This is a genomic window from Ornithinibacillus proteolyticus, assembly GCF_039581225.1.
Lineage (GTDB): Bacteria > Bacillota > Bacilli > Bacillales > Amphibacillaceae > Ornithinibacillus > Ornithinibacillus massiliensis.
On sequence record NZ_JBCPXV010000012.1, the window covers coordinates 22,888 to 45,343 of the forward strand.

25 protein-coding genes and 1 pseudogene are annotated in these 22,456 nt (G+C 37.5%); 4 read left to right on the top strand and 22 right to left on the bottom strand.

Annotated features, from left to right (window positions below; all coding sequences use genetic code 11):
- The first annotated feature begins 17 nt into the window (after nt 1-17).
- Complete coding sequence (locus AAIB49_RS07785) at nt 18-1,469, top strand: recombinase family protein (RefSeq protein ID WP_343457715.1); 1,452 nt, start codon at nt 18-20, stop codon at nt 1,467-1,469.
- A gap of 34 nt (nt 1,470-1,503) precedes the next feature.
- Here the strand turns inward: AAIB49_RS07785 and AAIB49_RS07790 are convergent.
- A pseudogene (locus AAIB49_RS07790) lies at nt 1,504-1,926 on the bottom strand (protein prkA); the annotation flags it as partial.
- 375 nt (nt 1,927-2,301) lie between these two features.
- Entirely contained in the window at nt 2,302-2,538 is a 237-nt protein-coding gene (locus AAIB49_RS07795; protein ID WP_343457716.1) for a hypothetical protein, read from the bottom strand.
- Nucleotides 2,539-2,705: 167 nt separating this feature from the next.
- Here AAIB49_RS07795 and AAIB49_RS07800 point away from each other — a divergent pair, with 167 nt between their 5' ends.
- The 3 genes from AAIB49_RS07800 to AAIB49_RS07810 all read left to right on the top strand — a co-directional run bounded on the left by AAIB49_RS07800 (nt 2,706) and on the right by AAIB49_RS07810 (nt 4,569).
- Nucleotides 2,706-3,425 carry a YebC/PmpR family DNA-binding transcriptional regulator gene (locus AAIB49_RS07800; RefSeq protein WP_343457717.1) on the top strand — a complete coding sequence of 240 codons (720 nt, stop codon included), beginning with the start codon at nt 2,706-2,708 and terminating at the stop codon, nt 3,423-3,425.
- A 124-nt stretch (nt 3,426-3,549) separates the two neighbouring features.
- On the top strand, nt 3,550-4,011 hold the full coding sequence (locus tag AAIB49_RS07805; RefSeq protein ID WP_343457718.1) for a GNAT family N-acetyltransferase: 462 nt from the start codon (nt 3,550-3,552) through the stop codon (nt 4,009-4,011).
- 402 nt (nt 4,012-4,413) lie between these two features.
- Complete coding sequence (locus AAIB49_RS07810) at nt 4,414-4,569, top strand: hypothetical protein (protein ID WP_339212674.1); 156 nt, start codon at nt 4,414-4,416, stop codon at nt 4,567-4,569.
- A 37-nt stretch (nt 4,570-4,606) separates the two neighbouring features.
- Here AAIB49_RS07810 and AAIB49_RS07815 read toward each other — a convergent pair whose 3' ends face one another.
- The 20 genes from AAIB49_RS07815 to AAIB49_RS07910 form a co-directional block, all read right to left on the bottom strand.
- Nucleotides 4,607-5,215 (bottom strand): LysE/ArgO family amino acid transporter, encoded by a 609-nt coding sequence (locus AAIB49_RS07815; protein WP_343457749.1) that lies wholly within the window; start codon nt 5,213-5,215, stop codon nt 4,607-4,609.
- Nucleotides 5,216-5,239: 24 nt separating this feature from the next.
- A complete protein-coding gene (locus AAIB49_RS07820; protein ID WP_339212672.1) occupies nt 5,240-5,905 on the bottom strand; it encodes a GNAT family N-acetyltransferase in 666 nt (221 codons plus the stop codon).
- 17 nt (nt 5,906-5,922) lie between these two features.
- The gene (locus AAIB49_RS07825) at nt 5,923-6,777 is read right to left on the bottom strand and encodes a carbon-nitrogen hydrolase family protein (protein WP_339212668.1); all 855 of its coding nucleotides are present in this window, start codon (nt 6,775-6,777) and stop codon (nt 5,923-5,925) included.
- 170 nt (nt 6,778-6,947) lie between these two features.
- The gene (locus AAIB49_RS07830; protein ID WP_339212665.1) at nt 6,948-7,100 is read right to left on the bottom strand and encodes an anti-repressor SinI family protein; all 153 of its coding nucleotides are present in this window, start codon (nt 7,098-7,100) and stop codon (nt 6,948-6,950) included.
- Between the two features lie 150 nt (nt 7,101-7,250).
- Nucleotides 7,251-7,652 carry a hypothetical protein gene (locus AAIB49_RS07835; protein ID WP_343457719.1) on the bottom strand — a complete coding sequence of 134 codons (402 nt, stop codon included), beginning with the start codon at nt 7,650-7,652 and terminating at the stop codon, nt 7,251-7,253.
- Between the two features lie 55 nt (nt 7,653-7,707).
- Entirely contained in the window at nt 7,708-8,133 is a 426-nt protein-coding gene (locus AAIB49_RS07840; protein ID WP_339212659.1) for an adenine nucleotide alpha hydrolase family protein, read from the bottom strand.
- Nucleotides 8,134-8,142: 9 nt separating this feature from the next.
- Nucleotides 8,143-8,304, bottom strand: coding sequence for an aminopeptidase P family N-terminal domain-containing protein (locus AAIB49_RS07845; protein ID WP_339212657.1), 162 nt, complete (start codon nt 8,302-8,304; stop codon nt 8,143-8,145).
- 15 nt (nt 8,305-8,319) lie between these two features.
- Nucleotides 8,320-9,414 (bottom strand): NAD(P)/FAD-dependent oxidoreductase, encoded by a 1,095-nt coding sequence (locus AAIB49_RS07850; RefSeq protein ID WP_339212654.1) that lies wholly within the window; start codon nt 9,412-9,414, stop codon nt 8,320-8,322.
- Nucleotides 9,404-9,742 carry a (2Fe-2S)-binding protein gene (locus tag AAIB49_RS07855; RefSeq protein WP_339212651.1) on the bottom strand — a complete coding sequence of 113 codons (339 nt, stop codon included), beginning with the start codon at nt 9,740-9,742 and terminating at the stop codon, nt 9,404-9,406. Before AAIB49_RS07855 ends, AAIB49_RS07850 begins: the two co-directional genes overlap by 11 nt.
- 13 nt (nt 9,743-9,755) lie before the next feature.
- On the bottom strand, nt 9,756-10,829 hold the full coding sequence (locus tag AAIB49_RS07860) for an NAD(P)/FAD-dependent oxidoreductase (RefSeq protein WP_343457720.1): 1,074 nt from the start codon (nt 10,827-10,829) through the stop codon (nt 9,756-9,758).
- Complete coding sequence (locus AAIB49_RS07865) at nt 10,819-11,115, bottom strand: (2Fe-2S)-binding protein (RefSeq protein ID WP_339212647.1); 297 nt, start codon at nt 11,113-11,115, stop codon at nt 10,819-10,821. The genes AAIB49_RS07860 and AAIB49_RS07865 overlap by 11 nt, the downstream gene beginning before the upstream one ends.
- Before the next feature lie 47 nt (nt 11,116-11,162).
- Nucleotides 11,163-13,340 (bottom strand): malate synthase G, encoded by a 2,178-nt coding sequence (locus AAIB49_RS07870; RefSeq protein WP_339212642.1) that lies wholly within the window; start codon nt 13,338-13,340, stop codon nt 11,163-11,165.
- Nucleotides 13,341-13,362: 22 nt separating this feature from the next.
- A complete protein-coding gene (locus AAIB49_RS07875) occupies nt 13,363-14,487 on the bottom strand; it encodes an NAD(P)/FAD-dependent oxidoreductase (protein ID WP_339212640.1) in 1,125 nt (374 codons plus the stop codon).
- A 25-nt stretch (nt 14,488-14,512) separates the two neighbouring features.
- On the bottom strand, nt 14,513-15,535 hold the full coding sequence (locus AAIB49_RS07880) for an ABC transporter ATP-binding protein (protein WP_339212638.1): 1,023 nt from the start codon (nt 15,533-15,535) through the stop codon (nt 14,513-14,515).
- The gene (locus tag AAIB49_RS07885; protein WP_339212636.1) at nt 15,532-16,518 is read right to left on the bottom strand and encodes an ABC transporter ATP-binding protein; all 987 of its coding nucleotides are present in this window, start codon (nt 16,516-16,518) and stop codon (nt 15,532-15,534) included. Before AAIB49_RS07885 ends, AAIB49_RS07880 begins: the two co-directional genes overlap by 4 nt.
- Nucleotides 16,518-17,447 (bottom strand): ABC transporter permease, encoded by a 930-nt coding sequence (locus AAIB49_RS07890; RefSeq protein WP_343457721.1) that lies wholly within the window; start codon nt 17,445-17,447, stop codon nt 16,518-16,520. Before AAIB49_RS07890 ends, AAIB49_RS07885 begins: the two co-directional genes overlap by 1 nt.
- A gap of 14 nt (nt 17,448-17,461) precedes the next feature.
- Complete coding sequence (locus tag AAIB49_RS07895; RefSeq protein WP_343457722.1) at nt 17,462-18,379, bottom strand: ABC transporter permease; 918 nt, start codon at nt 18,377-18,379, stop codon at nt 17,462-17,464.
- An 81-nt stretch (nt 18,380-18,460) separates the two neighbouring features.
- Entirely contained in the window at nt 18,461-20,014 is a 1,554-nt protein-coding gene (locus AAIB49_RS07900) for an ABC transporter substrate-binding protein (protein ID WP_339212630.1), read from the bottom strand.
- A 56-nt stretch (nt 20,015-20,070) separates the two neighbouring features.
- Entirely contained in the window at nt 20,071-21,414 is a 1,344-nt protein-coding gene (locus tag AAIB49_RS07905) for a M20 family metallopeptidase (protein ID WP_339212627.1), read from the bottom strand.
- A gap of 133 nt (nt 21,415-21,547) precedes the next feature.
- The gene (locus AAIB49_RS07910; protein WP_339212624.1) at nt 21,548-22,279 is read right to left on the bottom strand and encodes a GntR family transcriptional regulator; all 732 of its coding nucleotides are present in this window, start codon (nt 22,277-22,279) and stop codon (nt 21,548-21,550) included.
- Between the last annotated feature and the right edge of the window lie 177 nt (nt 22,280-22,456).

Here is a 22,456-nt window from a genome sequence, read left to right on the forward strand (position 1 = left end):
AAGGATATTGGTTGTATATGAGATGTGCAATTTATAGACGTGTATCAACTGATATACAAAGAGAAGAAGGTTTCTCGTTAGAAGCACAAGCAATGCGCTTAAACGCTTATGCAGTATCACAAGGTTGGACTATAGTAGATGATTATACTGATGAGGGGTACTCAGCTAAAAACATTGACCGCCCAGCCTTACAAAAGATGATTAAGGATATGGAACAAAAAAAGTTTGATGTCCTTTTAGTTTATAGATTAGATAGGTTAGTGCGTAATGTAAGGGATTTACATGAATTACTAGAGACAATGGATAAATACGACGTAGCTTTTCAATCTGCTACGGAGCCATTTGAAACAAAAACAGCTACTGGTAGGATGTTCATCACAATCGTTGCTACCTTAGCGCAATGGGAACGTGAGACGATTGCAGAGCGTGTTTTCGAAAACATGCTTAAAAGGTCTGAAACAGGACTTCGTAATGGCGGGCCCGCTCCTTATGGTTATATATCCGAATCCGGGAAGCTCATTAAACATCCAGAGGAATCAAAATGGGTGGAGTTTATTTTTTCTCAATATCAAACCCATGGCTCCCAAAACATTGCAAAACAGTTAAATACAATGGGAGTACGGACGAAAAAGGGTGAGATTTGGAGCGATTTCTCAGTTCGCTATACGCTAAGAAACCCTATATATTCCGGATATATTAGGTGGAATAACGAGTCTGTATCATCCGGGCATAGGAAAAAAACTGGAGAAGAAGTCATAGTTCCTATTGAGCAAGATGACTTTGAGCCTGTTATTACAAAAGAAGTATGGGATCAAACGCAAAAACTACTTGAGCAACGTTCTCATATGGCATTTAGGTCTGAAAATCACTATCCATTTAGTGGTATTGCGATATGTTCTTGCTGCGGGAAGAGTTTTACTGGTGCGAAGAGAAATAGAAAATATGGTGATGAGTACAGATTTTATAAATGCCAAGGTCGTTTTAAGTTTGGAATATGTGATGTTCAAACTATTGCAGAGTCGTCTATTGAAGAAGAGTTCCTATCCATTTTAGATCTAGAAGAAGTGGAGCCAACCGTTAAATCAAGAAAAGTTAAACCTGAAATGGATCCAGAAAAATTGAAAGTACAACTGGCTAAAATAAATGATAAAAAGAAACGTGCCAAAGAATTATATATAGATGGCGATGAAACTAAAGATGAATATAACGAAAGAATGAAAAAGTTGAATGCTGAGGAAATGGAACTAATGAAGTTGTTAGATGTTGAAGATGAAATAGCTTCCGAGTTTGAGATTAGGCAGCTATTAAAAGAAATAAAAAAAGAATGGTACAATCTCTCGTATGAAACAAGAAAGAGGACCATTCATGGATTATTTGAATCAATTACAATTGAATTGGTGGAGCCTAGTAAACCAGGAAGAACTCCAATACCAGCAGTTATTAAAATCACTGACTACCAATTACGGTAGTTTTATTTTTATGGGTTATTTGTCATATGAACGCATCCTCATGCATGGGACAGCCTTTAATCGCATACACAGCACCCTCATCTGTACGAGAATATTTTTCCAATCCTCTTTTTAGCATGGTTACAATAGTAGATTTACCACCACTAACCGGGCCCATTAATAACAATATACGTTTTCTAACATCTAGTCGTTTGGCAGCTGGATGAAAGTATTCCTCAACGAGTCTCTCGATTGCCTCCTCCAGGCCAAAAATCTCCTCACCGAAAAACTCATACATCTTACGACCATCTCGTTCCTTTACACCAGCAGATTTGATCATGTTATAAACACGGGAATGGGCTGTCTGGGCAACCTCAGGCCGCTCCTTCACAATTTCCAGGTACTCCGCGAACGTACCCTCCCATTTCATACGATTCTCTTCCTCACGATAGCTCTTCACCTTGTTCAGAATATCCATGTTTTGTCTTCCCTCCATCTTGGACGCGGTTTATATAGCTTATGCACGAGTACCCCTCGTGATTCCGACTAGTTTTGTTAGGACAGGGTGGATGGGGGTGGGGGTAGTTTTGGCGGGGGAGTTTTTATTGGGGGCGGGGGTAGTTTTCTTGGGTTTGGGTGCATCTTTACTGGAGACGGGCTCATCCTGCTTTCGTTTGGGAGTATCTTTACTCGGAATGGGCACATGCTCTCCGGGGGTGGGCGCATCCTTCTCTCTTTTGGGCTCATCTACTCTCGGTGGGGGCGCATCTTTCTTCCTTTTGGGACCATCTTCTCTCGGTGAGGGCGCATCTTCCTCTCTTTTAGGCTCATCTTCTCCGGGGGTGGGCGCATCCTACTTCCTTTTGGGCTCATCTTCTCGCGGATTGGGCGTATCTTCCCCTCTTTTGGGCTCATCTACTCCGGGGATGGGCGCATCTTCCTCTTCTTTGGGCTCATCTTCTCTCGGTGGGGGCGCATCTTTCTTCCTCTTGGGCTCATCTCCTCCGATGGTGGGCGCATCCTCCTCTCTTTTGGGCTCATCTCCTCCGAGGGTGGGCGCATCTTCTCCAGGTTTGGTACCATCTTCCAAAAGATTAGGCGCACCACCCCCACCTCCCCATTAATCTACCATTCAACCAAAACTTTCCCAAGAAAATCTCTTGGATATGGTGTATAATAGTAACGTCTAAAAGTTGAAACAACATAACTACTATATTAAAATTCAATCAGATTCAAATAGAAAGTGAGATGTTCTTTGTGGGACGTAAGTGGAATAACATTAAAGATAAAAAAGCAGAGAAGGATAAAAATACGAGTCGAATTTATGCAAAATTTGGCCGTGAAATTTATGTAGCTGCTAAGCAAGGGGAGCCTGACCCAGAGTCTAACCAAGCACTAAAAGTTGTTTTGGAGCGTGCGAAAACATATAGTGTTCCTAAGCATATTATTGATAAGGCAATTGAAAAGGCTAAGGGTGGTTCTGAGGAGAACTATGATGAGCTTCGTTATGAAGGATTCGGTCCTAATGGTTCTATGATTATTGTGGATACTTTAACCAATAATGTAAATAGAACGGCATCGGAGGTTCGTGCTGCTTTTGGTAAAAACGGTGGTAACATGGGTGTAAGTGGTTCTGTTGCTTATATGTTTGACTCTTCTGCTGTATTTGGTATCGAGGGCAAGTCTGCTGATGAAGTGCTGGAGCTATTAATGGAAGCAGATATCGATGTTCGTGATGTGTTAGAAGAGGACGAGATCGTTATTGTTTATGCAGAACCAGATCAATACCATGCCGTACAAGAGGCATTTAAAAACGTCGGAATTACTGAGTTTACAGTAGCTGAATTAACGATGCTTCCGCAAAATGAAGTGACATTAGATGATGAATCAAAAGCACAATTCGAAAAATTAATTGATGTATTAGAAGACCTTGATGATGTCCAACAGGTATACCATAACGTCGATTTAGGTGAATAACAACTAGACTAAAAAACGTCCTAACTCATTAGGGCGTTTTTTTAAAAAAGGAAAGTATAAACCCTTCCTGTCAACACACATTCACTAAATAGCGAGGTTTTTCTAATAATAAGTGGGGGATGAAATGAAAGTAATTCGTTCAAAAGACTACAAGCTAATGGCCAAGTTAAGTAGATATGTTCATGATCTACATGTACGTCTATATCCGGAGTACTTTAAACCATATGATCAAGAGAGTTTTATAGCTTTCTATAAAGAACTGGTCGATCAAGATAAGTTGATCTTCCTAGTCTTAGAGGATCTATTGGAGCCAGTTGGATTTGCTATGGTGGAAGTAAAGCAGTACCCGGAAACCATTTTTAAGAAAGCCTATCAATCCGTTTACGTTCATCAAATCAGCATTTCCGATAAGAAGCAAAATAAAGGCTACGGTACGATGCTAATGAAGGAGATTGAAGCCCTTGCATACCAGAAGGGAATCCACAGGATTGAGCTAGATTATTGGTCTAATAACGAGATCGCTAAGAGCTTTTACAAGAAAAACAAATTCATCATCTACCAAGAACATGTATATAAGAAACTTTAAATCCCCTTCGTAAGGTGCACTCGCTGCACCTTATTTTTATATACTACAGTAGTTACAACTTACATAGAGCATCACCACCAAATGATATCGAACCAACCCAGCACTAATCTCCTCCTCTATCAATCACTCTCTTCCCAACCCCAGCTTCCCTAAATCAGATGAACCCCTCTATCTTCAACCCCTACCCAACTCCATCTCCTAGCGATTCATTTACCCGCCTCAGCCAAAAGTCCCCCATCAAATCTATGAAATTTCGCCTATATAATTTGTAAAACTAGTATAAAGGTATTATTAATCGACAAAATATTCAGTAAATATATTTACATCTGCTTAAATAACTCTTAACATTTGGTCTGTACAATGAAAGGTGAAACAAATATTAATTTAAACGAGGTGATCTAATTGAAGCTGAAAAAATTATTACTTACTTTATTAATCATGATGCTTTCAACTGGGGTATTATTTGGATGCGCAGCAAATGATGACGAAGATCCATCGACAGACGATAACGACACAGAGCAACAAGAAACAGAAGACGGTGAAGGTGAAAACGAATAAAATAACAAGAGCCTTCCTAGATTAACCTAGGAAGGCTCTATATAAATACCCGGTATACAAGATAGATTGCCATGCCCCAAATAATGAAGGCCGAACCCTGGTTTAATCGTTTCATTAGACTAGCTGACTTCATCAATTGACTCACCCTGCTTCCCACTAATGCCAATCCTAAAAACCAGAGCCACGATATTAAAATACTAGCAAAAGCAAACACTACTTTTTCATGTGCATCATAAACTACCGAGCTCGTGCCAATCACACCAATGGTATCTAATATTGCATGTGGGTTCAATAGGGATACCGAAGCGGCAAATGTTATTTGACGTCTAGCCGAGTATGGCCCAATCTCATTTTGTCCATCTTGCGGATTGCTTTTCCACATGATCCAGCCCATATACATTAGAAAGAAAAAGCCAATTAACGATAGTAGCTGCTCCATTCCCTCAACACGTAAAACCACTACCGAAACGCCTGCAACGGCTAAGGATATAAGTAAAGTATCACAAATGGCAGCAGTTATGACAGCTGGTAAAGCTTTACCGAAACGCTTTTGTGTGGCACCTTGATTAAAAATGAATATATTTTGAATGCCTAGAGGGAGGATTAAGCCAAATGCTAAAAGGGCGCCATGGATAAAGGCTTCCAACATGTTTCTCCCTCCCTAACCAATCTATTTAAATGGGTTTTTCCACTCCATTAGTGCAGCGTAATTCAAGGACTCTTCATCCTCTAAATAATTCGCTACAACACCGATGGGTACTCTACCCGCATTTAATAAAAAGGTAATCACTGGATCTTTCCGTTTACCTCTAACTACTTCCGCTAGATATGCTTCAGCGGATAAATGCTCTGCATGCTTGGCATATCCAGGCATTCTTCCCCCACCAAGCAAACGGTCTAAATCCTTATAAATGACCACCTCGTACATAGCTTGCATGAGCAATTTGCCTAGCGCTAATTTACGAAAGGCTGGTCGAATACAAATATCGACGACATACAAGGTATTACCATTCGGATTATGATTACGTATATACCCATCGTCGGTAATCTCTTCCCATGTATGTTCTGGATGTTCTGGATTAAAGTCCACTATTAATCCGGTCATGGAACCAGCCAGTACCCCATTCACTTCCACACATAAAGCACCCTCAGGGAATAAAGTAATGTGATTTTCTAATTGTGCTTTATTCCACCAAAGCTCCGGTGGAAAAGGAGGAGGAAAACTTTCCGACTGAATCGTTATTAATACATCAAAGTCTTCCCGTGTATAATTCCTAACCACTGCTTCCTCAAAGCCATTGTCACTTTTTAAATAGAGCTGCTTCCGGTAACGCATAAGGCTTCAGTCCCTTCTTATTTACTAAGGTCTGGATATAAGTCTAAGCGTCTATCGTTCCACGTTGTTACAGATCCTTCTTCACGTACCTTATATAAGAGATCAAGATCGAGATCTGCGGTAATAATCATATCGTGATTAAATTCACCCTCCATGAGGATGCCGTTTTTAGGAAATGGGATGTCATTCGGTGTGATAACTGCCGCTTGCCCGTAATTGGCGCGCATAAAGTCAACATTGCGTAATGCGCCAACCGTACCTGTTGTCACAACATATACCTGATTCTCAATCGTACGAGCGTGACAGGTGTAGCGAACACGATTAAAACCATGTAAATCATCCGTACAAGATGGCGCAAAGATAACATCTGCCCCCATGCCACGAACCATTCGGACTATTTCAGGGAATTCCATATCATAGCAGGTTAACAACGCAACTTTTCCTTTTTCCGTTTCAAAAATTTGAATCGATTCACCCGGTGTAATATTCCAATCCTTTTTCTCCGTTGGGGTCATGTGTAGCTTCGCTTGCTCGGCTACACGTCCATCTGGATAAAAAAGATGTGCTGTATTATACAATTTATCTTCTTTTCGAGTAACATGTGTACCACCGATAATGTGCATACCTGTCTCTTTTGCTAGCCCTTTAAACAGCTCGATATACTGTTCTGTATAATGAGGTAGCTCATCCACTAGACCTACCGTGCCATCTGAAATCGAGAGCAATTGGGTAGTGAAAAACTCTGGAAATAATACAAATTCCGATTCATATTCTGCAGCGGTTCTCACATAATGTGTTACCTGTTCTGCAAATTCTTCAAAAGCATTTATTTTTTCTAAGTGGTATTGAACCGCTGATACACGTAATTTCATAAGGCTTTCTCCTTCTACACAAATTTATATTTGTACTATATTTCATTCATACTAACATTTCAACTAAAACTTGCTATTAGAACGACTTTTCTTAACCTTATTGTTCTTTCCAAATCCTCCAAAGAAAACGGCAAAAAAAAAGCCTTCTCTTACTAGAAAAGACAAAAATCCTATTTATATATCTTTTGTTGCTCCATATCTGCTAGCTCCTGATAAAACTGCTGATCTTGGTTAAGAAAATCTTGAATTTCCGCAATACTGATACCGGCCTTTTTCGCTTCCAATATTAAGATTACCCACTCCGGATCCAAATGATTGCTCAAATAGTATCCCCCCTATAATAGGCTAACCTAGGTATTCGAGCTACACTTGGTTTTTCCCGAAAACCTACGTGACGAATTATTTCTCATTATTTCGCCCTTACTACTCCGAGCTATATCGTATCATCAGACCCGTTACACTAACATTACATTTTAACTATTTTTAATTTTCTCTAATTTATTTTTTAAATATTCCTCTCGATTGGTTATTATGAAATCATCGATATAATATTCCAAGGCTATTTGGCAATAATAGAGCGCCTGTTTAATATCTCCTATGCTTTCATAATAATCACTTAAGAACATGACCATATCGACCCATTCTTTTTCTAACCAATTACGATAATGAATAAACCAAGTCTCATACAAACCAGTCAAGGGATTTTCTGTTCGATCAGCCATAATGCGTTTATACAGTTCCACCTTCTTTACGATATTCGTTTCCTGATGTGCTCGTTTAATTGCGGCAACATGTAAAACAATATCCGATTCAATATTCGCTTGTAGAAAGATATGCTCTCTTTCTGTCAGCAAGTGATTCCTTAATGATTTCAACCATCTTCTTCTGAATAGGAAAGATTTTAAGATGAAAAGTACAAAAACGACTTCTTTAATTCGGTGTTGGGTTTGGTGTTCCTCTCCCAATAATCTTATAGAAAAATCGGGAAGTAATCGGAGGTCGTACCATGTGTACCTTAATGATATGATCCAACCCTTGTGCTTTTGACGATTGCTCAATCAACTTTAACTGAGAATGCTGGTGTAATTCCATTACTGGAGTTTCTACAGCTGTGTCACTCATGATTACATGTATTTTACGTTTACGTTTAGAAGCGGGTAATTGAGTGATAGCTTGCCAAACTAACGTTAATACCAAGGAAGAATCCTTACCACCACTATAAGAAACCACCCAGGGCTTAATTTGTTCCTCTCTACAATACTCTTGTTTTAATAAATCTATAATGGTATCGAATTCCTCAAATACATTTACTTGTTCATAACGTTTTTTCCATCGTTCTATAACAGATGTATTCATATTATTACCCTAACCTATGAGAACAAATAAATGCACTTTTCCTTTTGGATCAACAAACAAGGCTATTGGACGTTCAGTAGGAATGAAATGAAAAGCTGTTAAGTAGAAAATATCCGGGACACCAAAAATAATAGCACCATCACAATTTTCTCTCGGTATTGATAATAACATCACAACATCCCCAATTTACAATTTAATTTTTTCTTTCCTCTCGAAACGATCAATGTGGTACCGGCTAATATCTATCGATGTCTCCCCTTCATTTAATAACTCTGTCATTAATGTACCAACTAAAGGTGATAAAGTTACTCCACTATGCATCGCAGCGACATATAAATTTTCTACACTAGGAATTTCTCCTAAAATAGGAAAACCATCTTCGGGCATGACTCGAATCCCAGAAAAACACCTAACAATATTAGCTTTCGCCAAATCTGGAACATAATCAATAGCCATCCTAGCTGTATCTTGAATAACATCCAAAGTAGTACGACGATCGTATCCAACTTCTTCTTTGGAGTAACCGATTAAGACTTCTCCATTTTCCGCCTGCCTCATTCCTCCAATGGTATATTTTAGGAAAGGAGACAAAGGTTCTGTAATAATGATTTGCCCTCTTACTTGTTTCACAGGAATATTTACTTGTAACATTTGACCAAGTTCCTTTGTCCATGGACCACCTGCTATTATTAATTGTTTAGCTTGAAATTCACCCTGTTGAGTATTAACTTTAAACTTTCCACTCTCTTTTTCAACATCTAGAACGGGATTGTAAAAAGAGAACTGAACGCCATTTTTTTTGGCAGCCTTCGTATACAGTTCAACTAACCGGAATGGGTTTACGTTTCCATCTATCTTACTAAATGTAGCACCAACAATATTAGGGGATAATGCTGGTTCCTTTTCATGTACCTCATCATAGTTTAATACTTCAACTTCTATTCCAACTTTTGCTTGTTCTTCTTGTAAACGCAGTGCTTTTTCCCGATCTTCCTCTTTAAAAAAGGGAGCAAGACCTCCAGTACGATTATATTCTACATCACCTATTTTTCTTTCTAAGTATGGATACAATTCAGCACTATACATGCTTAACTCTGCATACCATGAAGGATTTTTATTATGTACCCAAACCCATGCCTGTGTTGAACCAGAAGTACCTGATAAAGGAAATCCTTTATCAATTACCAGTATCTCTTTATTTTTTCTCTCTGAAAAATGATAAGCAATACTGCTACCAACTACACCACAACCAATTACAACAATATCATAACTATTCTTCACGGTTAGTCTCACCTACTTCTTGAAGGGACTCATCAAAAACGGATGTAACACTAGTTATCGTTTGATCGGAACTAGCTAATGCGGAAATTCTTGTTAATTTTAGAGGCATTCGCATATTTGCCGGCGTTAAATCAGAAAAGGGCTTATCTGTATTGTCGTGAATAATTCGATTGACCAAATTCATACAAACCTTTGCCTGACATGGTCCCATCCCACAGCGAGTAAGTCGTTTAATATCATCAAAAGTGGTAGCACCCATTTTTATAACTGTTTCAATTTCATCTATATTTATTTCCTCGCATCGACATACTATTGTTGACTTATCCACCTCCAACCCTCCCTTATCTATTAGAAGTTACATATTTTCTTTCCAATTCGAATTCCTTTATTAATGATAACCTCGCTGACCAAACTTCTGGTTGTTCTGCTTTGGCTAGCTCTGTCCACAACGACTCCTTTCGCTTCTTAACGTAATCAGAGTTGTAATTTTCTAATGAATCTAAAATACTTATCCCTGCCAAATCTCCCGTTAACATAATTGCCTTCATCGCTGTGATTCCTGCAGCATTGCCAGCTACATAAGTATTAGGAATGCTTGTTTCAAAATTTGTATCGTATTTTGGTAACCAACCACCAAGTTCACTCAAATAGATTAATTCACATCCCAACACTTGAAACGGCTCCAATATTGGAAATAAACCTCCCGCAATACAAACTAAATCGACATCAAAAGCTACTTCTGTTCCATTATTATTTATAAGAACCATTTCAACTTCTCCTGGACCCCTCGCTCTAGTTATTGAGGAGTTTACATAAATCGGAATGTTCGCCTGTTTTAGGTAAGCGATATTATCTGCATCAACATCTACTGTGGATTCTTGCTCTATAATAGCTATAACCTCTACTCCACTTTCATTTAATTGTTTAGTAATCTCAAAAGCTAAGTTATTCGTTCCAAGAACAATTGCTTTCTTACCTGGTAATACCTTTTCACGATTTAACAAAATTTGCGCAGCACCAATGGTCATTACTCCAGGAAGTGTCCATCCTGGAAATGAAATAGAATCTTCCGCTGCCCCTGTTGTGATAATCGTTTTTTGAGATTGGATCGGAAAAGTTGTATTTCCGTTAGTAACACCAATTCTTCCATCTTTATACGTCCCAATCATCGTGCACTTGGTTAATAAATCAACATCATAATTCAATAATCTATCCTGTAAAAATTGAGAAAGTTTCATTCCTGTTTGCTTAGCAAATCCAGAAGGTAGATCTAGAACTTGAGATTGTTGATTTAGTTGTCCTCCTAGACGGAGGGATTCATCCACAATGGTGACTTTTAAACCATGACGTGCTGGTTCATACGCTGCACTCAAGCCAGCAGGTCCACCACCAATAATCAGTAAATCAGTCTCCATCAATCTTCCTCCTAATATCAGGATCACTTTCATTTGATTGAATTATCATTCCATTTTCTATTAAGGACATACAACTGAGCACATGATCCATTCCATTAACTGAAACAAAACAACTAGCACATCTTCCATTGGAGCAAAATAATCCCCTTGGTTGCTGTAACTTTCTGCTAACCCCTAATTTTTTAATCCCATTCGCAAACAAAGCCGCAGCAATTGTCTGACCTTCTATCGCTTGGAATGATTTTCCGTTGAAAGAAAAGGTGACTATATTTTCAGTTATTTGCAAAGGTCATCCCTCCTATCAAGATAATAAATTATAATATTATAATCTTCTTAATGTGGATTTACCTTTAATAGATTCTGTTTAACCTCTATTCTTTTCTCATGCAAAATCGGCTCGGTATACCCATTTGTTTGCTCCATGCCTTTAAAGACTAGGTCACATGCACCTTGAAAAGCTAAGGATTTATCGTAGTCCTTCGACATAGGTATATAACTTGGATCGTCACTATTTTGTTCATCTACTATTTTTGCCATATTCTTAAACGTATCAACTACCTGTTCCCTAGTACAAACTCCATGATATAACCAATTTGCCATATGCTGACTAGAAATACGTAACGTCGCGCGGTCTTCCATTAGACCCACACCATCAATATCCAAGACCTTTGAACAGCCAATTCCTTGGTCAATCCACCTAACTACGTAGCCTAATATTCCTTGGGCATTATTGTTTAGTTCTTGTTGAATCTCTTCTGTACTCCACTTCACTCCTGAGGCAACGGGAACTTCTAACATATTATCTTTTGCAACTGGTGATTCACCTTCTAATTGTTGTTGCACTTGGTGAACATTGACTTGATGATAGTGAATGGCATGTAACGTTGCTGCAGTTGGTGATGGTACCCAAGCAGTTGATGCACCTGCTTTTAATTGTCCGAGTTTTTGTTCCACCATATCTTTCATTTGGTCTGGAGCAGCCCACATTCCTTTTCCAATTTGTGCTAAACCTCTAAATCCCGCTTGTAGACCAACCATCACATTAGACTTTTCATAAGAATCGATCCAATTCGTATGTTTCATTTCTAATTTCCGTATCATTGGACCAGCTTCCATCGATGTATGGATTTCATCTCCTGTTCTGTCCAAGAAACCAGTATTAATAAATACTATCCGTTCCTTAACCTCAAAAATACAAGCTTTTAAATTAAGGGATGTACGTCGCTCCTCATCCATAACACCTATTTTTATTGTATTTCGTTTAAGGTTTAGCAAATCTTCTACTCTATTAAATAGTAAATTAGCAAAAGCTACCTCTTCAGGCCCATGCATTTTAGGTTTCACAATGTAAACAGAGCCATTTGATGAATTTTGGAATAATCCATTCCCTAATAAAGAATGTTTGGCAACTAAACTTGTCACTACCGCATCTAGTAAACCTTCAAACACTTCTTCTCCTTTAGAATCTATTATTATATTCGTTTTCATTAAATGTCCTACATTACGTATAAACATAAGGGATCTACCTGGAATAGTGAATTCCTCATGATTAGTAGAAAAATAGGTACGATCAGGATTCAATGTTCGTTTAATCTGTTTCCCATTTTTATTAAACGTGACAGATAAATCGCCATTAATTAGTCCATACCAATTTTGATAGACTAATACTTTATCACTTGCATCTACTGAAGAAACAGAATCCTCACAATCCATAATAGTGGTAACTGCTGATTCCAATACTATATCTTTAATTCCTGCCTTATCCGTTTTCCCAACAAAATGTTCCCTATCGAACCGAATTTCAAAATATAGATTATTATTGATAAATAATAGCGTAGAAGGGTCTTCCGGATATCCTTGATAACCCGATAACTTTTCAGGCTCTTTCAATGAAGTAGATGTTCCATTATTTAGAGAAACAACAAGACTCTCATTTTCTATACGATATTGAACCACTTCTTTATGAGACCCTTTCAGTAATGGAATCGTCTCATCTAAAAAGTTTCTTCCATATTCTATAACCTTTCCTCCACGAACAGGATTATAGTTACTGTCCTGTGTTTCACCGTCTTCTTCAGAAATCACATCTGTACCATATAAAGCATCATAGAGACTTCCCCACCGAGCATTAGCTGCATTTAGCGCATAACGAGCGTTACTTAATGGGACAACTAATTGTGGACCAGCCTTGACTACCTCCGGATCTACGTTTTCTGTCTCTATTTGGAAATCTTCCGGTTCTTTTTCTAAGTAACCTATCTTCTTAAGAAAGGTTTTATAGGAATCTAATTCAAATGTATTTTCACGATGCCAGCTATCTATTTTGGACTGTAATAATTCTCTTTTTCTTAATAATTCTTCGTTAATTGGGGTTAAATCCTCAATAAGTTTTTCAAATCCATCCCAGAACTGCTTTTCTTCAACACCACTTGATGGCAATAAATCATGATTAATAAATTGAAAAAGTTCCTTTGCTACTTTCAAGTTCCCTATCTTGTCAAAAAGCTGCATATCACACCCTCCAATCGAATTTTTATGTTAAAACGGTTTCAAGTGCTCTTGCAGGTTTATAAGGTGACAGGTCTAAATCAATCGAATCACCTTTAACAATCGATGCAGCTAAACGCCCCACATATGGTCCCATCGTTAGACCTGAAGCACCTAATCCAGTTGCTAGTACAACATTAGATTGCTCTCCCACTTTTCCGATTAATGGTAAAATATCAGGACCCATTGGACGGAAACCTATACGAAATTCTTTAAGTTTTCCATTAGATAGTCCTGGAGCGACGTTTAACGCCTCCGAAAGAACTTCATTCACTCCACTGACCGTCGTTTTATAATCAAATCCTGTACCAGTTTCTCTTGTAGCCCCAGCTACAACTCGAGAATCATCAAAAGCAAGCATATAATGACTCGTTTGAGGAAGAACAACCGGCCAGTCAGTAGTATCTTCACCAGGTAGTTCAATATGCGCAATCTGTCCACGTTGTGGTTCAATTTTCAACTCAAAACCAAGTGTCTTCAACAGGAACGGTGCCCAAGCCCCAGCAGTAATTAATACGGAATCTGCATTAATTACCTCTCCATCCACCATGACACCTGTCACTTCTCCGTTTTCACTGATTAGTTCGGCTTCTCCTGAAATTAATGTTGCCCCATGCTTTTGGGCAGCACGTTTCATTGCGTCTCGAATTAGTCTGCCATCAACTCTTGCAGCTCCTGAAATAAAAATAGATTCATAGTCTTTATTTAAAGGAGGGAACAGTTCTTGTGACTTCTCTGGTGTTAATCGAATAATATCCCCCAATTCAGGACTCTCTTTTTGTTTATTTTTCACTTTTTCTTCTATTGCATCAAGCTCTTCAGCATCATGACTAACACACAGTGCACCTACTTTTTTATATCCAACATTCTCTTCTCCATCTTGACTCAACTGAGAAATCAAATCTGGATAAAACTTCGCACCTTCTCTAGCAATCTTATACCAGTCTTCATCATCTACCCTTGATACCCATGGACAGACAATGCCTGCACCAGCAGAAGTTGCATTTCCTTCATGCTCTTTGTCAATCATTATCACTTCAACACCACTTTTCACAAGGGAGTATGCAGCACTTGCCCCTACTATCCCACAACCAATTACAACAACCTTCATTACTTTCTCTCCTTTCATACCTCAATTAATTTAATGGGAAATGACATGCAACATAATGTTCATCAGATACCTCTTTAAATTCCGGCTTTTCTTCAATACATCTCGCCTTTCCGAATGGACATCTCGAATAAAAACGGCATCCCTTTGGTACATCAAATGGGTTTGGTATATCATTTTCTAGAAAAATCCGTTCATCATCTTTTTCTCTTAGCTTTGGATTTGGTATTGGAACAGCAGAAATCAATCCTTGTGTATAGGGATGCATGGTCTTTTCAAATAATTTTTCCTTCGTGGACATTTCAACAATTTCACCCATATACATGACCGCAATTCGATCACTTATATACTTTACTGCGGGAATTCCGTGTCCAATGAAGATAAAAGTCAGATCAAATTTGTTCTGTAAATCGATTAATAAATTTAAAATTTGCGCTTGAATGGATACATCAAGTGCAGATACAGGTTCATCACAGACGATTAATTTTGGTTTTAATGCAATCGCTCTAGCAATACCAATCCTCTGACGCTGTCCACCACTAAACTCATGTGGAAAACGCTTTGCTACAGATCGGTCAAGTCCGACCGTTTCAATTAATTCAAATACCATATTTTCTAATTCTTTACCTTTTGCAACTCCATGCGTCCGGAGCGGCTCGGCAATAATATCAAACACTTTCATCCGTGGGTTTAAGGAAGAAAACGGGTCCTGAAAAATCATCTGTATATCTTTTCGGACCTTTTGTAATTGTCTATTTGATAATTGAAGTAAATCTTGACCCTCGAAGATTATTTTTCCATCCGTCGGCTCAATTAACCTGAGAATCATATTACCTGTTGTTGATTTACCACATCCCGATTCACCAACAATACCTAATGTTTCTCCTTTCTTTAAATAAAAACTAATATCATCTACTGCTTTGACACTTTGATTTTTCTTCTTGAACCAGCCTGATGAAACTGGAAAGTATTTTTTCAATCCCTCTATCCTTAATAAATACTCCGTCTCTTTCTGCTTTGTAAAATGATCTTCAATTTGTACTTGAGTCATGCTCCCACCACACCTTCTTCCTCATATAACCAACATTTCACTCCGGAATCTTCTCCATTTCTTAAGAATTCAGGCTCCTCTTGCTTACATTTTTCCATTGCAAATGGGCATCTTGGATGGAACTTACAACCTGTTGGCATTTTATCTGGCGCAGGTACATTTCCTTCAATGGATTCCAATTTATAATGCAGCTCATGAATTTTTGGAGTACTATTTAATAATCCCTTTGTATATGGGTGCTTAGGATTCTCAAATAAATCAAAGACATTATTTTCTTCCACAATTTGTCCACCATACATGACGATGACACGATCGACCATTTCCGCAACTACACCTAAATCATGAGTAATAATAATGATGGAAGTGTCAAATTCGTAGGATAGTTTTTTCATTAACCTTAATATCTGAGCTTGTATTGTTACATCAAGCGCTGTTGTTGGCTCATCTGCGATTAATAATTCCGGACTACATGATAATGCCATGGCAATCATTACCCTTTGTCTCATCCCACCACTTAGTAAATGGGGGAATGACTTATATTGCTTTTCTGGATTTGGTATCCCTACCTTTCGCAACATATCTATTGACTTTTTCTTCGCTTCTTCTTTGGTTACATTTTGATGAAGCTGGATAGCCTCAGAAATTTGTTTCCCAATAGTAAAGGAGGGATTTAAAGACGTTAATGGTTCTTGGAATATCATGGAGATCTTATTCCCTCTTAACTTTCTTAATTCCTTCTCATTAAATTGGGTTAAATCTTTTCCATCAAACTCGATTTCTCCTTCCACAATTCTCCCAGCTTCGTCTAGTAGTTGTAGAATGGACAATGATGTTACACTTTTTCCACTTCCAGATTCCCCTACAATGCCAACTACTTCACCCTTATCAATGGAGAATGACACACCATTTACAGACGGAATAACACCATACTCCGTAAAAAAATGCGTATGTAAATTTCTAACATCTAATAGTTTCTCTTTCATTATTTACCGCCTCCCTTAGTCTGTATTCTCGGGTCAAGTACATCTCGAATCCAATCCCCTAAAAGAATAATCCCAAGTACTGTTATCGTAATCGCAATTCCAGGAAAAGTAGCAAGCCACCAATTAGTTGCTAAATAATTTCTTCCATCTGTCAGCATGGAACCCCATGAAACATCAGGTGGTTGTATACCTAACCCAAGGAAACTTAACGAAGCCTCTAATATAATTGCCGTTGCTACACTCATTGCTGAGATAACAATGAAGGAAGAAATAACGTTTGGAAGCACATGTTTTACCATAATCACTCTATTTTTTGTTCCAATTGATCGTGATGCTTTTACAAATTCTCTTTCTTTTACACTTAACACTTCACCTCTTACAACCCTTGCGTAAGAAACCCAGTTTGTAAATCCAATCACGAGGATTAATACAAGGATACTAGGTTCAAATACCGCTAGAACAACTAAAATAAAAAGAATACTAGGAATGGCAAGAAATGCATCTACAATTCTCATTAAAACATTATCGATTATACCGCCATAGTAACCTGCTACAATGCCGATTATCATTCCTACTACTCCTGCAACTAGGACGGAAAATACTCCAACCATCAAGGAAACACGAGTGCCAATAATGATTCTACTGAGGATATCCCTGCCTAAATTGTCTGTTCCAAGAATATAAGTAGTAGAACCACCTTCTTCCCAAAAAGGAGGTTTTAACATATCTTGCAGATTATTTTGGGCAGGATTATGTGGTGTCAGGACGTCTGCAAAAATAGCAACCAACGTAACAAGCACTACAATAATCAACCCAACTGTTCCGGTTTTACTTACTAAAAGTAACCTACCCCATCGAGCTATGCTATTCCGTTTTCTTGGCTCAGAATCGTTCTTCTCCACATTCGCTACCGCTTTTGCACCTATCATTGCACTTTAACCTCCTATGAATAATGAATCCTTGGATCTAGTAATCTATAAATTAAATCGATTATTAAATTAATCAGAATTACTAAAACTGCAATGACTAATACCGCAGCTTGAACTACAGCCATATCCCGTCCATTTACTGCCTGCACTAGTAACAAACCTAATCCTGGCCAAGAGAAAACACTTTCTGTTACTAACGCTCCAGCTACAAGATGTGATATTTGTACACCCATAATCGTAATAACTGGATTTAGTGAATTACGAAATGCATGTTTATAAACTACCATGGAGTTGCTCAACCCTTTACTTCTAGCTGTACGTATGTAATCTTGATTAAGAATTTCCAGCATACTCGACCGAACCAAACGAGTCATTTCTGCTGCAACCCCCGTACCTAAGGTAAGTGCAGGTAATATTAAATTACTCAACCCATCTCTTCCAGATACAGGAAATAGTTCCATATTCACGGCGAATAATAGAATAAGAAGGATTCCAAGCCAAAAATTTGGCATTGCTTTTCCTAAAACAGAACCACTAGTAATAAATAAATCTACTAGACTATTACGCTTTCTTGCAGAATAAATACCTAGTGGGATTGACATAAGCGTTGCAACAATCATGGAAGCTGTTGCAAGTTCAAATGTAGCTGGAAGCCTTTCTAATACTAGTGGAAGTGCTTCTTGGCTATATTTAAAAGAAGTTCCAAAATTACCCTGACTCAAGTCAGCAAGAAATCGGAAATATTGAACAACAAATGGATCATTCAACCCTAAAGCCGCTCTTAATGCTTCACGATCACTTTCTGAAGAATCTTCCGGTAACATCAATGCCACTGGATCCCCTGCCATATAAACCAAGACAAAAACAACAAAGGTTATAATGAAAATAACAGGCACGATTTGCAGTAGTCTTTTCACTAGATATTTCTTCAATGTCAAATCTCCTTTTTTACAAAGCAGGTTTAGATACCATAATTACCTAAACCTGCTTCATCTTTGGATTCCAATCATCCATTATTTTTTTGTGATATCGTCATAAAGGAAGCCTGCATCTAATCTTGGCGTAAAGTTAATCTCCTTACTTACACCATAGTTAACTCCTTCTTGGTATAAAAATATATGTGGTCGTTCTTCCGCAACAATTGCTTGTATTTTTTGGTACTGATCGAGTCTTTCTTCATCATTTAGATTACGACCTGCGTCATGGTATAGTTGTTCAACCTCTTCGTTAAAATAATCGGTTTGACCTGCTGCACGGTCCTTTGTGTAGTGGACTAGGGAATAAGAAGCATCAAACAATCCATCCGCAAGTCCTATCATAATTAACTCTTCATTAGAATTAGAGTTATAGACATCCAAAAATGCACTAGACTCTAATAATTGTAAATTAACTGTTATACCTACTTCACCTAACATAGATGCAACTAATTGAGCAACTTCTCCATCAAGCATGTACCTGCCTTTAGGTGCAGTTAAAGTAATTTCCACACCGTCTTCATATCCAGACTCAGCTAGCAGTTCCTTGGCACGCTCTGGATCATACACGTACGCATCATATAAATCAGGATTTGATCCAAATATCTCAGTTGGGACACGAGACCTTACTGGAACACCAGTACCTTGCAATACAGAGTCGACAATGGTTTTCTCATCAATTGCTAAATCAATTGCTTCTCTCACTTTAGGATCTGATGTAACATACCCTTCTGTCGTACGAGTTACTAGCAACATAACTCGTGTCGTATCACCACCTACAAGTTCTACATCTTCCTCACCGCTTACTCGTTCCCATTCATTAGGGGGAATATCTGTAGCAATATCAACACCACCAGTTAATAATTCCCCTACACGTGTAGAACTTTCTGTGATGGCTCTTACAATGACTTGGTCCCATTTTTGATTGTTTCCACCAAAATAATCTTCGTAAGGTTCAAGTACTACTCGATCATCTGGCTTCCACTCTACATATTGATAAGGACCCGATCCTATTGGATTCTTTTGGAACTCTTCTACCCCAACTTCTTCAAAGTATTTTTTAGGGAGAATGTCAGATCCACTTTTAGCTAATACTTTAAATAAAGTTGGCATTGGACCATCTGTAACGATTTCTACATTTAATTCATCCACTACATTCACTTCTTTTAATTGTGTAAAATAAGGAAACTCCTTTAATGTTTGATCCGTCATTACACGTTCTAGACTAAACTTTACATCTTCTGCAGTTAATGGGTCTCCATTATGGAAGGTGATTCCATCTTTTAAGGTAAATACCCAGGTTTCATCATCGATTTGTTCATAGGACTCCACCACATCTTGCTGTACTTCCATGTTTTTATCCCAATAAAACAATCGACTATACATATTTCTCATGACTCTTTCTGCGTTTGTACTTAAAGAGTTATGAGGGTCCATGGAAGTTAAATCAGCTGATTGAGCAATAACTAATGTATTGTCATTTGCGCTATCGCCTTCTCCTCCATCAGAAGTAGATTCACTACTACATGCACTGATGACCATTAATACAAGCAAAGATACAAGCATTACTAGAAACCGGTAATAAGTTTTCATTTTCTTCCTCTCCTAATTATATTTAATTTTTAATATTCTGAAATAATGTGGTGTAATTAAGTTAAATTATGAATTACATTAGCAGTCACTTTAATGCCTTGTATATAATCATCTATAAAAATGTTTTCATTTGGTGCGTGATAACTAGATTGTGTATTGGCTACCCCAATCTGTACAGCAGGTATCAATGTGTTTTTTAGCATTTTGCTCATTGGACTTGAGCCTGCAAGATTTCGGAGGATAACAGGTGGTTCAGCATAAACTTCTTTTACACTTTGAAGTACAGTTTCTACGAAAGAATTATCTGGGTTTGTGTTAAATGGATCGAGACCATGAGATTGTTTAATTTCAATATCCTCATAGCCATATTTATCTAAATGTTCTCTAAGTAACTGAGCTGTTCTTTTAGGTGTTTGACCAGGGACAAGTCTAAAATCTAGCTTTACTTTTGCAATCGATGGTAGAACAGTTTTGGAACCCTCTGCCGTATAACCTGATTCTATTCCACAAATGGTGCAAGTCGGCTCAGCAGTTAATCGTTCTTTTAAATCATAGCCAGTAACACCATTAAGAAAACTATCAAGTCCATATGTCTTCTTCGTTTCCTCTTCATTAAAGTTGAGTGTATTAATTATTTCTCTATCCTTTGGTGTCAACGGGACAATGTCATCATAAAACCCATCGATTAGTATCTCTTCCTGTTCGTTTTTAATGGTGTTAAGTGCCCAAAGCAATCTCCAAGCAGGATTTTCTACAATAGCCGCTTCAGAAGAATGTAAGTCATGGTTTGCCCCTTTGCAAATTAGTTCTACATAACAAATACCTTTTACTCCTAAACCAACATGAAGACGTTTATCGTTTACATCTCTTGAACCTCCTTCCCAGATAATGCCATCCGTATGTAGTTTTTCAGGATGCTCTTTTGCAAAAAATTCTAAGTGCGGACTGCCAACCTCCTCTTCTCCTTCAAAAATAAACTTAACATTGACAGGTAACTCCCCATAAACCTCCTGATAGGCATGAATAGCACAAATCCGAGCAATCAAGTTACCTTTATTGTCCGCAGTTCCCCGTGCAAAAATCTTGCCATCTCTAATCGTAGTTTGAAATGGATCGCTAATCCATTCACCAATTGGATCTTCTGGTTGAACATCATAGTGATTGTAGAATGTTATGGTCCTTGCTTTATTAGCATTCATTTCTCCGTAAATGATGGGATAACCATCTGTTTCTATCTCAATAACTTCAGCTCCTATTTCTGAAAGAAATTTCTTTACCAACTCTTTCATTTCAAACATACCTCTGTTTTGAGCAGAAACACTTGGCTGATTACAAGCTTTAATTAACCAGTCGATATACTCTTTGGAATTTCTTTCGATGTACTGAAATACTTTTTCCACTAAACTAATCTCCTCTCCCTGTTCTAAAGTCTTTTCATAATCTGTCTGTTTATCATGTTGAATATATATAACAATATAAAGTTATAATATTATATTGTTTATATTTCCAAGTATTCTGTTTAAAAAATAAAAGTTAAATTTGAATTTCCAAAAAGAACTTTGATTGATCTTGTTTTAAAATAAATCTGGAATATTCTATAATCCTTTTATCTTCAGTTACGGTATGTCGATCTATAACAAATAATTGCTTACCTACCGGTACATTCAATAGCTCATGTTCATATTCTCCCGCAATCATCGTAGAGAAAAATATTCTAGCTTTGTCCAGTTTCATTCTATACTTCTTGACTAAAATGTTATAAATTAAGTCATCCTCAAAATCCTTTGAATCTAAGTTCTCTTGAAATAATGATGCTGGTATAAAGGAGTGCTCAATTACTAATGGTTTGTCCTCTTCTACTTTTAATCTTTGAATATTGTAAACTAACTCATGTGAATTAATGCCGAATATCTTACCAACCTTGTCCCCAACTGCTTCTTTTTTGAATTTTATAGTTTTATGAGGGTAATGCTTATTTTCACTCCAAGATTCATTTTTTAAGGAAACTAGAGTTGAAATGTCCTTCGCCTCTTTCTTTTCTATAACAAATGTCCCTTTACCACTATGTCTTTCCAATACGCCTTCATTAACCAATTCATGAATCGCTCTTTTTACCGTTATATTACTTACATCAAACTTAACAGCTAGTTCCTTTTCCGATGGTAGCTGATATCCAAGACTCCATTCTCCGATTATTATCTTTTCTTCTAAATAATCCTTTACTTGTTGATATAAAGGAATGGATAAACTTTTATCTATCTTCATTTCATTCTCCTTGTAAAGTTATATGTTTATAATATTATAATTTTTAAAATTAATTATAATTTCTCACAATTATAGGGAACGAATAAAGCAATGTCAACATCTTTTTCAATATAATTTTAATTTTCTTTATTTTTATTATATATACGCTGTGGAAGGACTAACTCTCCACAACATTCC

Bases quoted from the DNA above. Each gene is read 5' to 3' on its own strand.
- AAIB49_RS07785 (WP_343457715.1), top strand. From the start codon at position 18: ATGAGATGTGCAATTTATAGACGTGTATCAACTGATATACAAAGAGAA.
- AAIB49_RS07805 (WP_343457718.1), top strand. From the start codon at position 3,550: ATGAAAGTAATTCGTTCAAAAGACTACAAGCTAATGGCCAAGTTAAGT.
- AAIB49_RS07820 (WP_339212672.1), bottom strand. From the start codon at position 5,905: ATGCGTTACCGGAAGCAGCTCTATTTAAAAAGTGACAATGGCTTTGAG.
- AAIB49_RS07825 (WP_339212668.1), bottom strand. From the start codon at position 6,777: ATGAAATTACGTGTATCAGCGGTTCAATACCACTTAGAAAAAATAAAT.
- AAIB49_RS07840 (WP_339212659.1), bottom strand. From the start codon at position 8,133: ATGAATACATCTGTTATAGAACGATGGAAAAAACGTTATGAACAAGTA.
- AAIB49_RS07845 (WP_339212657.1), bottom strand. From the start codon at position 8,304: ATGTTATTATCAATACCGAGAGAAAATTGTGATGGTGCTATTATTTTT.
- AAIB49_RS07860 (WP_343457720.1), bottom strand. From the start codon at position 10,829: ATGGAGACTGATTTACTGATTATTGGTGGTGGACCTGCTGGCTTGAGT.
- AAIB49_RS07870 (WP_339212642.1), bottom strand. From the start codon at position 13,340: ATGCAGCTTTTTGACAAGATAGGGAACTTGAAAGTAGCAAAGGAACTT.
- AAIB49_RS07875 (WP_339212640.1), bottom strand. From the start codon at position 14,487: ATGAAGGTTGTTGTAATTGGTTGTGGGATAGTAGGGGCAAGTGCTGCA.
- AAIB49_RS07880 (WP_339212638.1), bottom strand. From the start codon at position 15,535: ATGACTCAAGTACAAATTGAAGATCATTTTACAAAGCAGAAAGAGACG.
- AAIB49_RS07885 (WP_339212636.1), bottom strand. From the start codon at position 16,518: ATGAAAGAGAAACTATTAGATGTTAGAAATTTACATACGCATTTTTTT.
- AAIB49_RS07890 (WP_343457721.1), bottom strand. From the start codon at position 17,447: ATGATAGGTGCAAAAGCGGTAGCGAATGTGGAGAAGAACGATTCTGAG.
- AAIB49_RS07900 (WP_339212630.1), bottom strand. From the start codon at position 20,014: ATGAAAACTTATTACCGGTTTCTAGTAATGCTTGTATCTTTGCTTGTA.
- AAIB49_RS07910 (WP_339212624.1), bottom strand. From the start codon at position 22,279: ATGAAGATAGATAAAAGTTTATCCATTCCTTTATATCAACAAGTAAAG.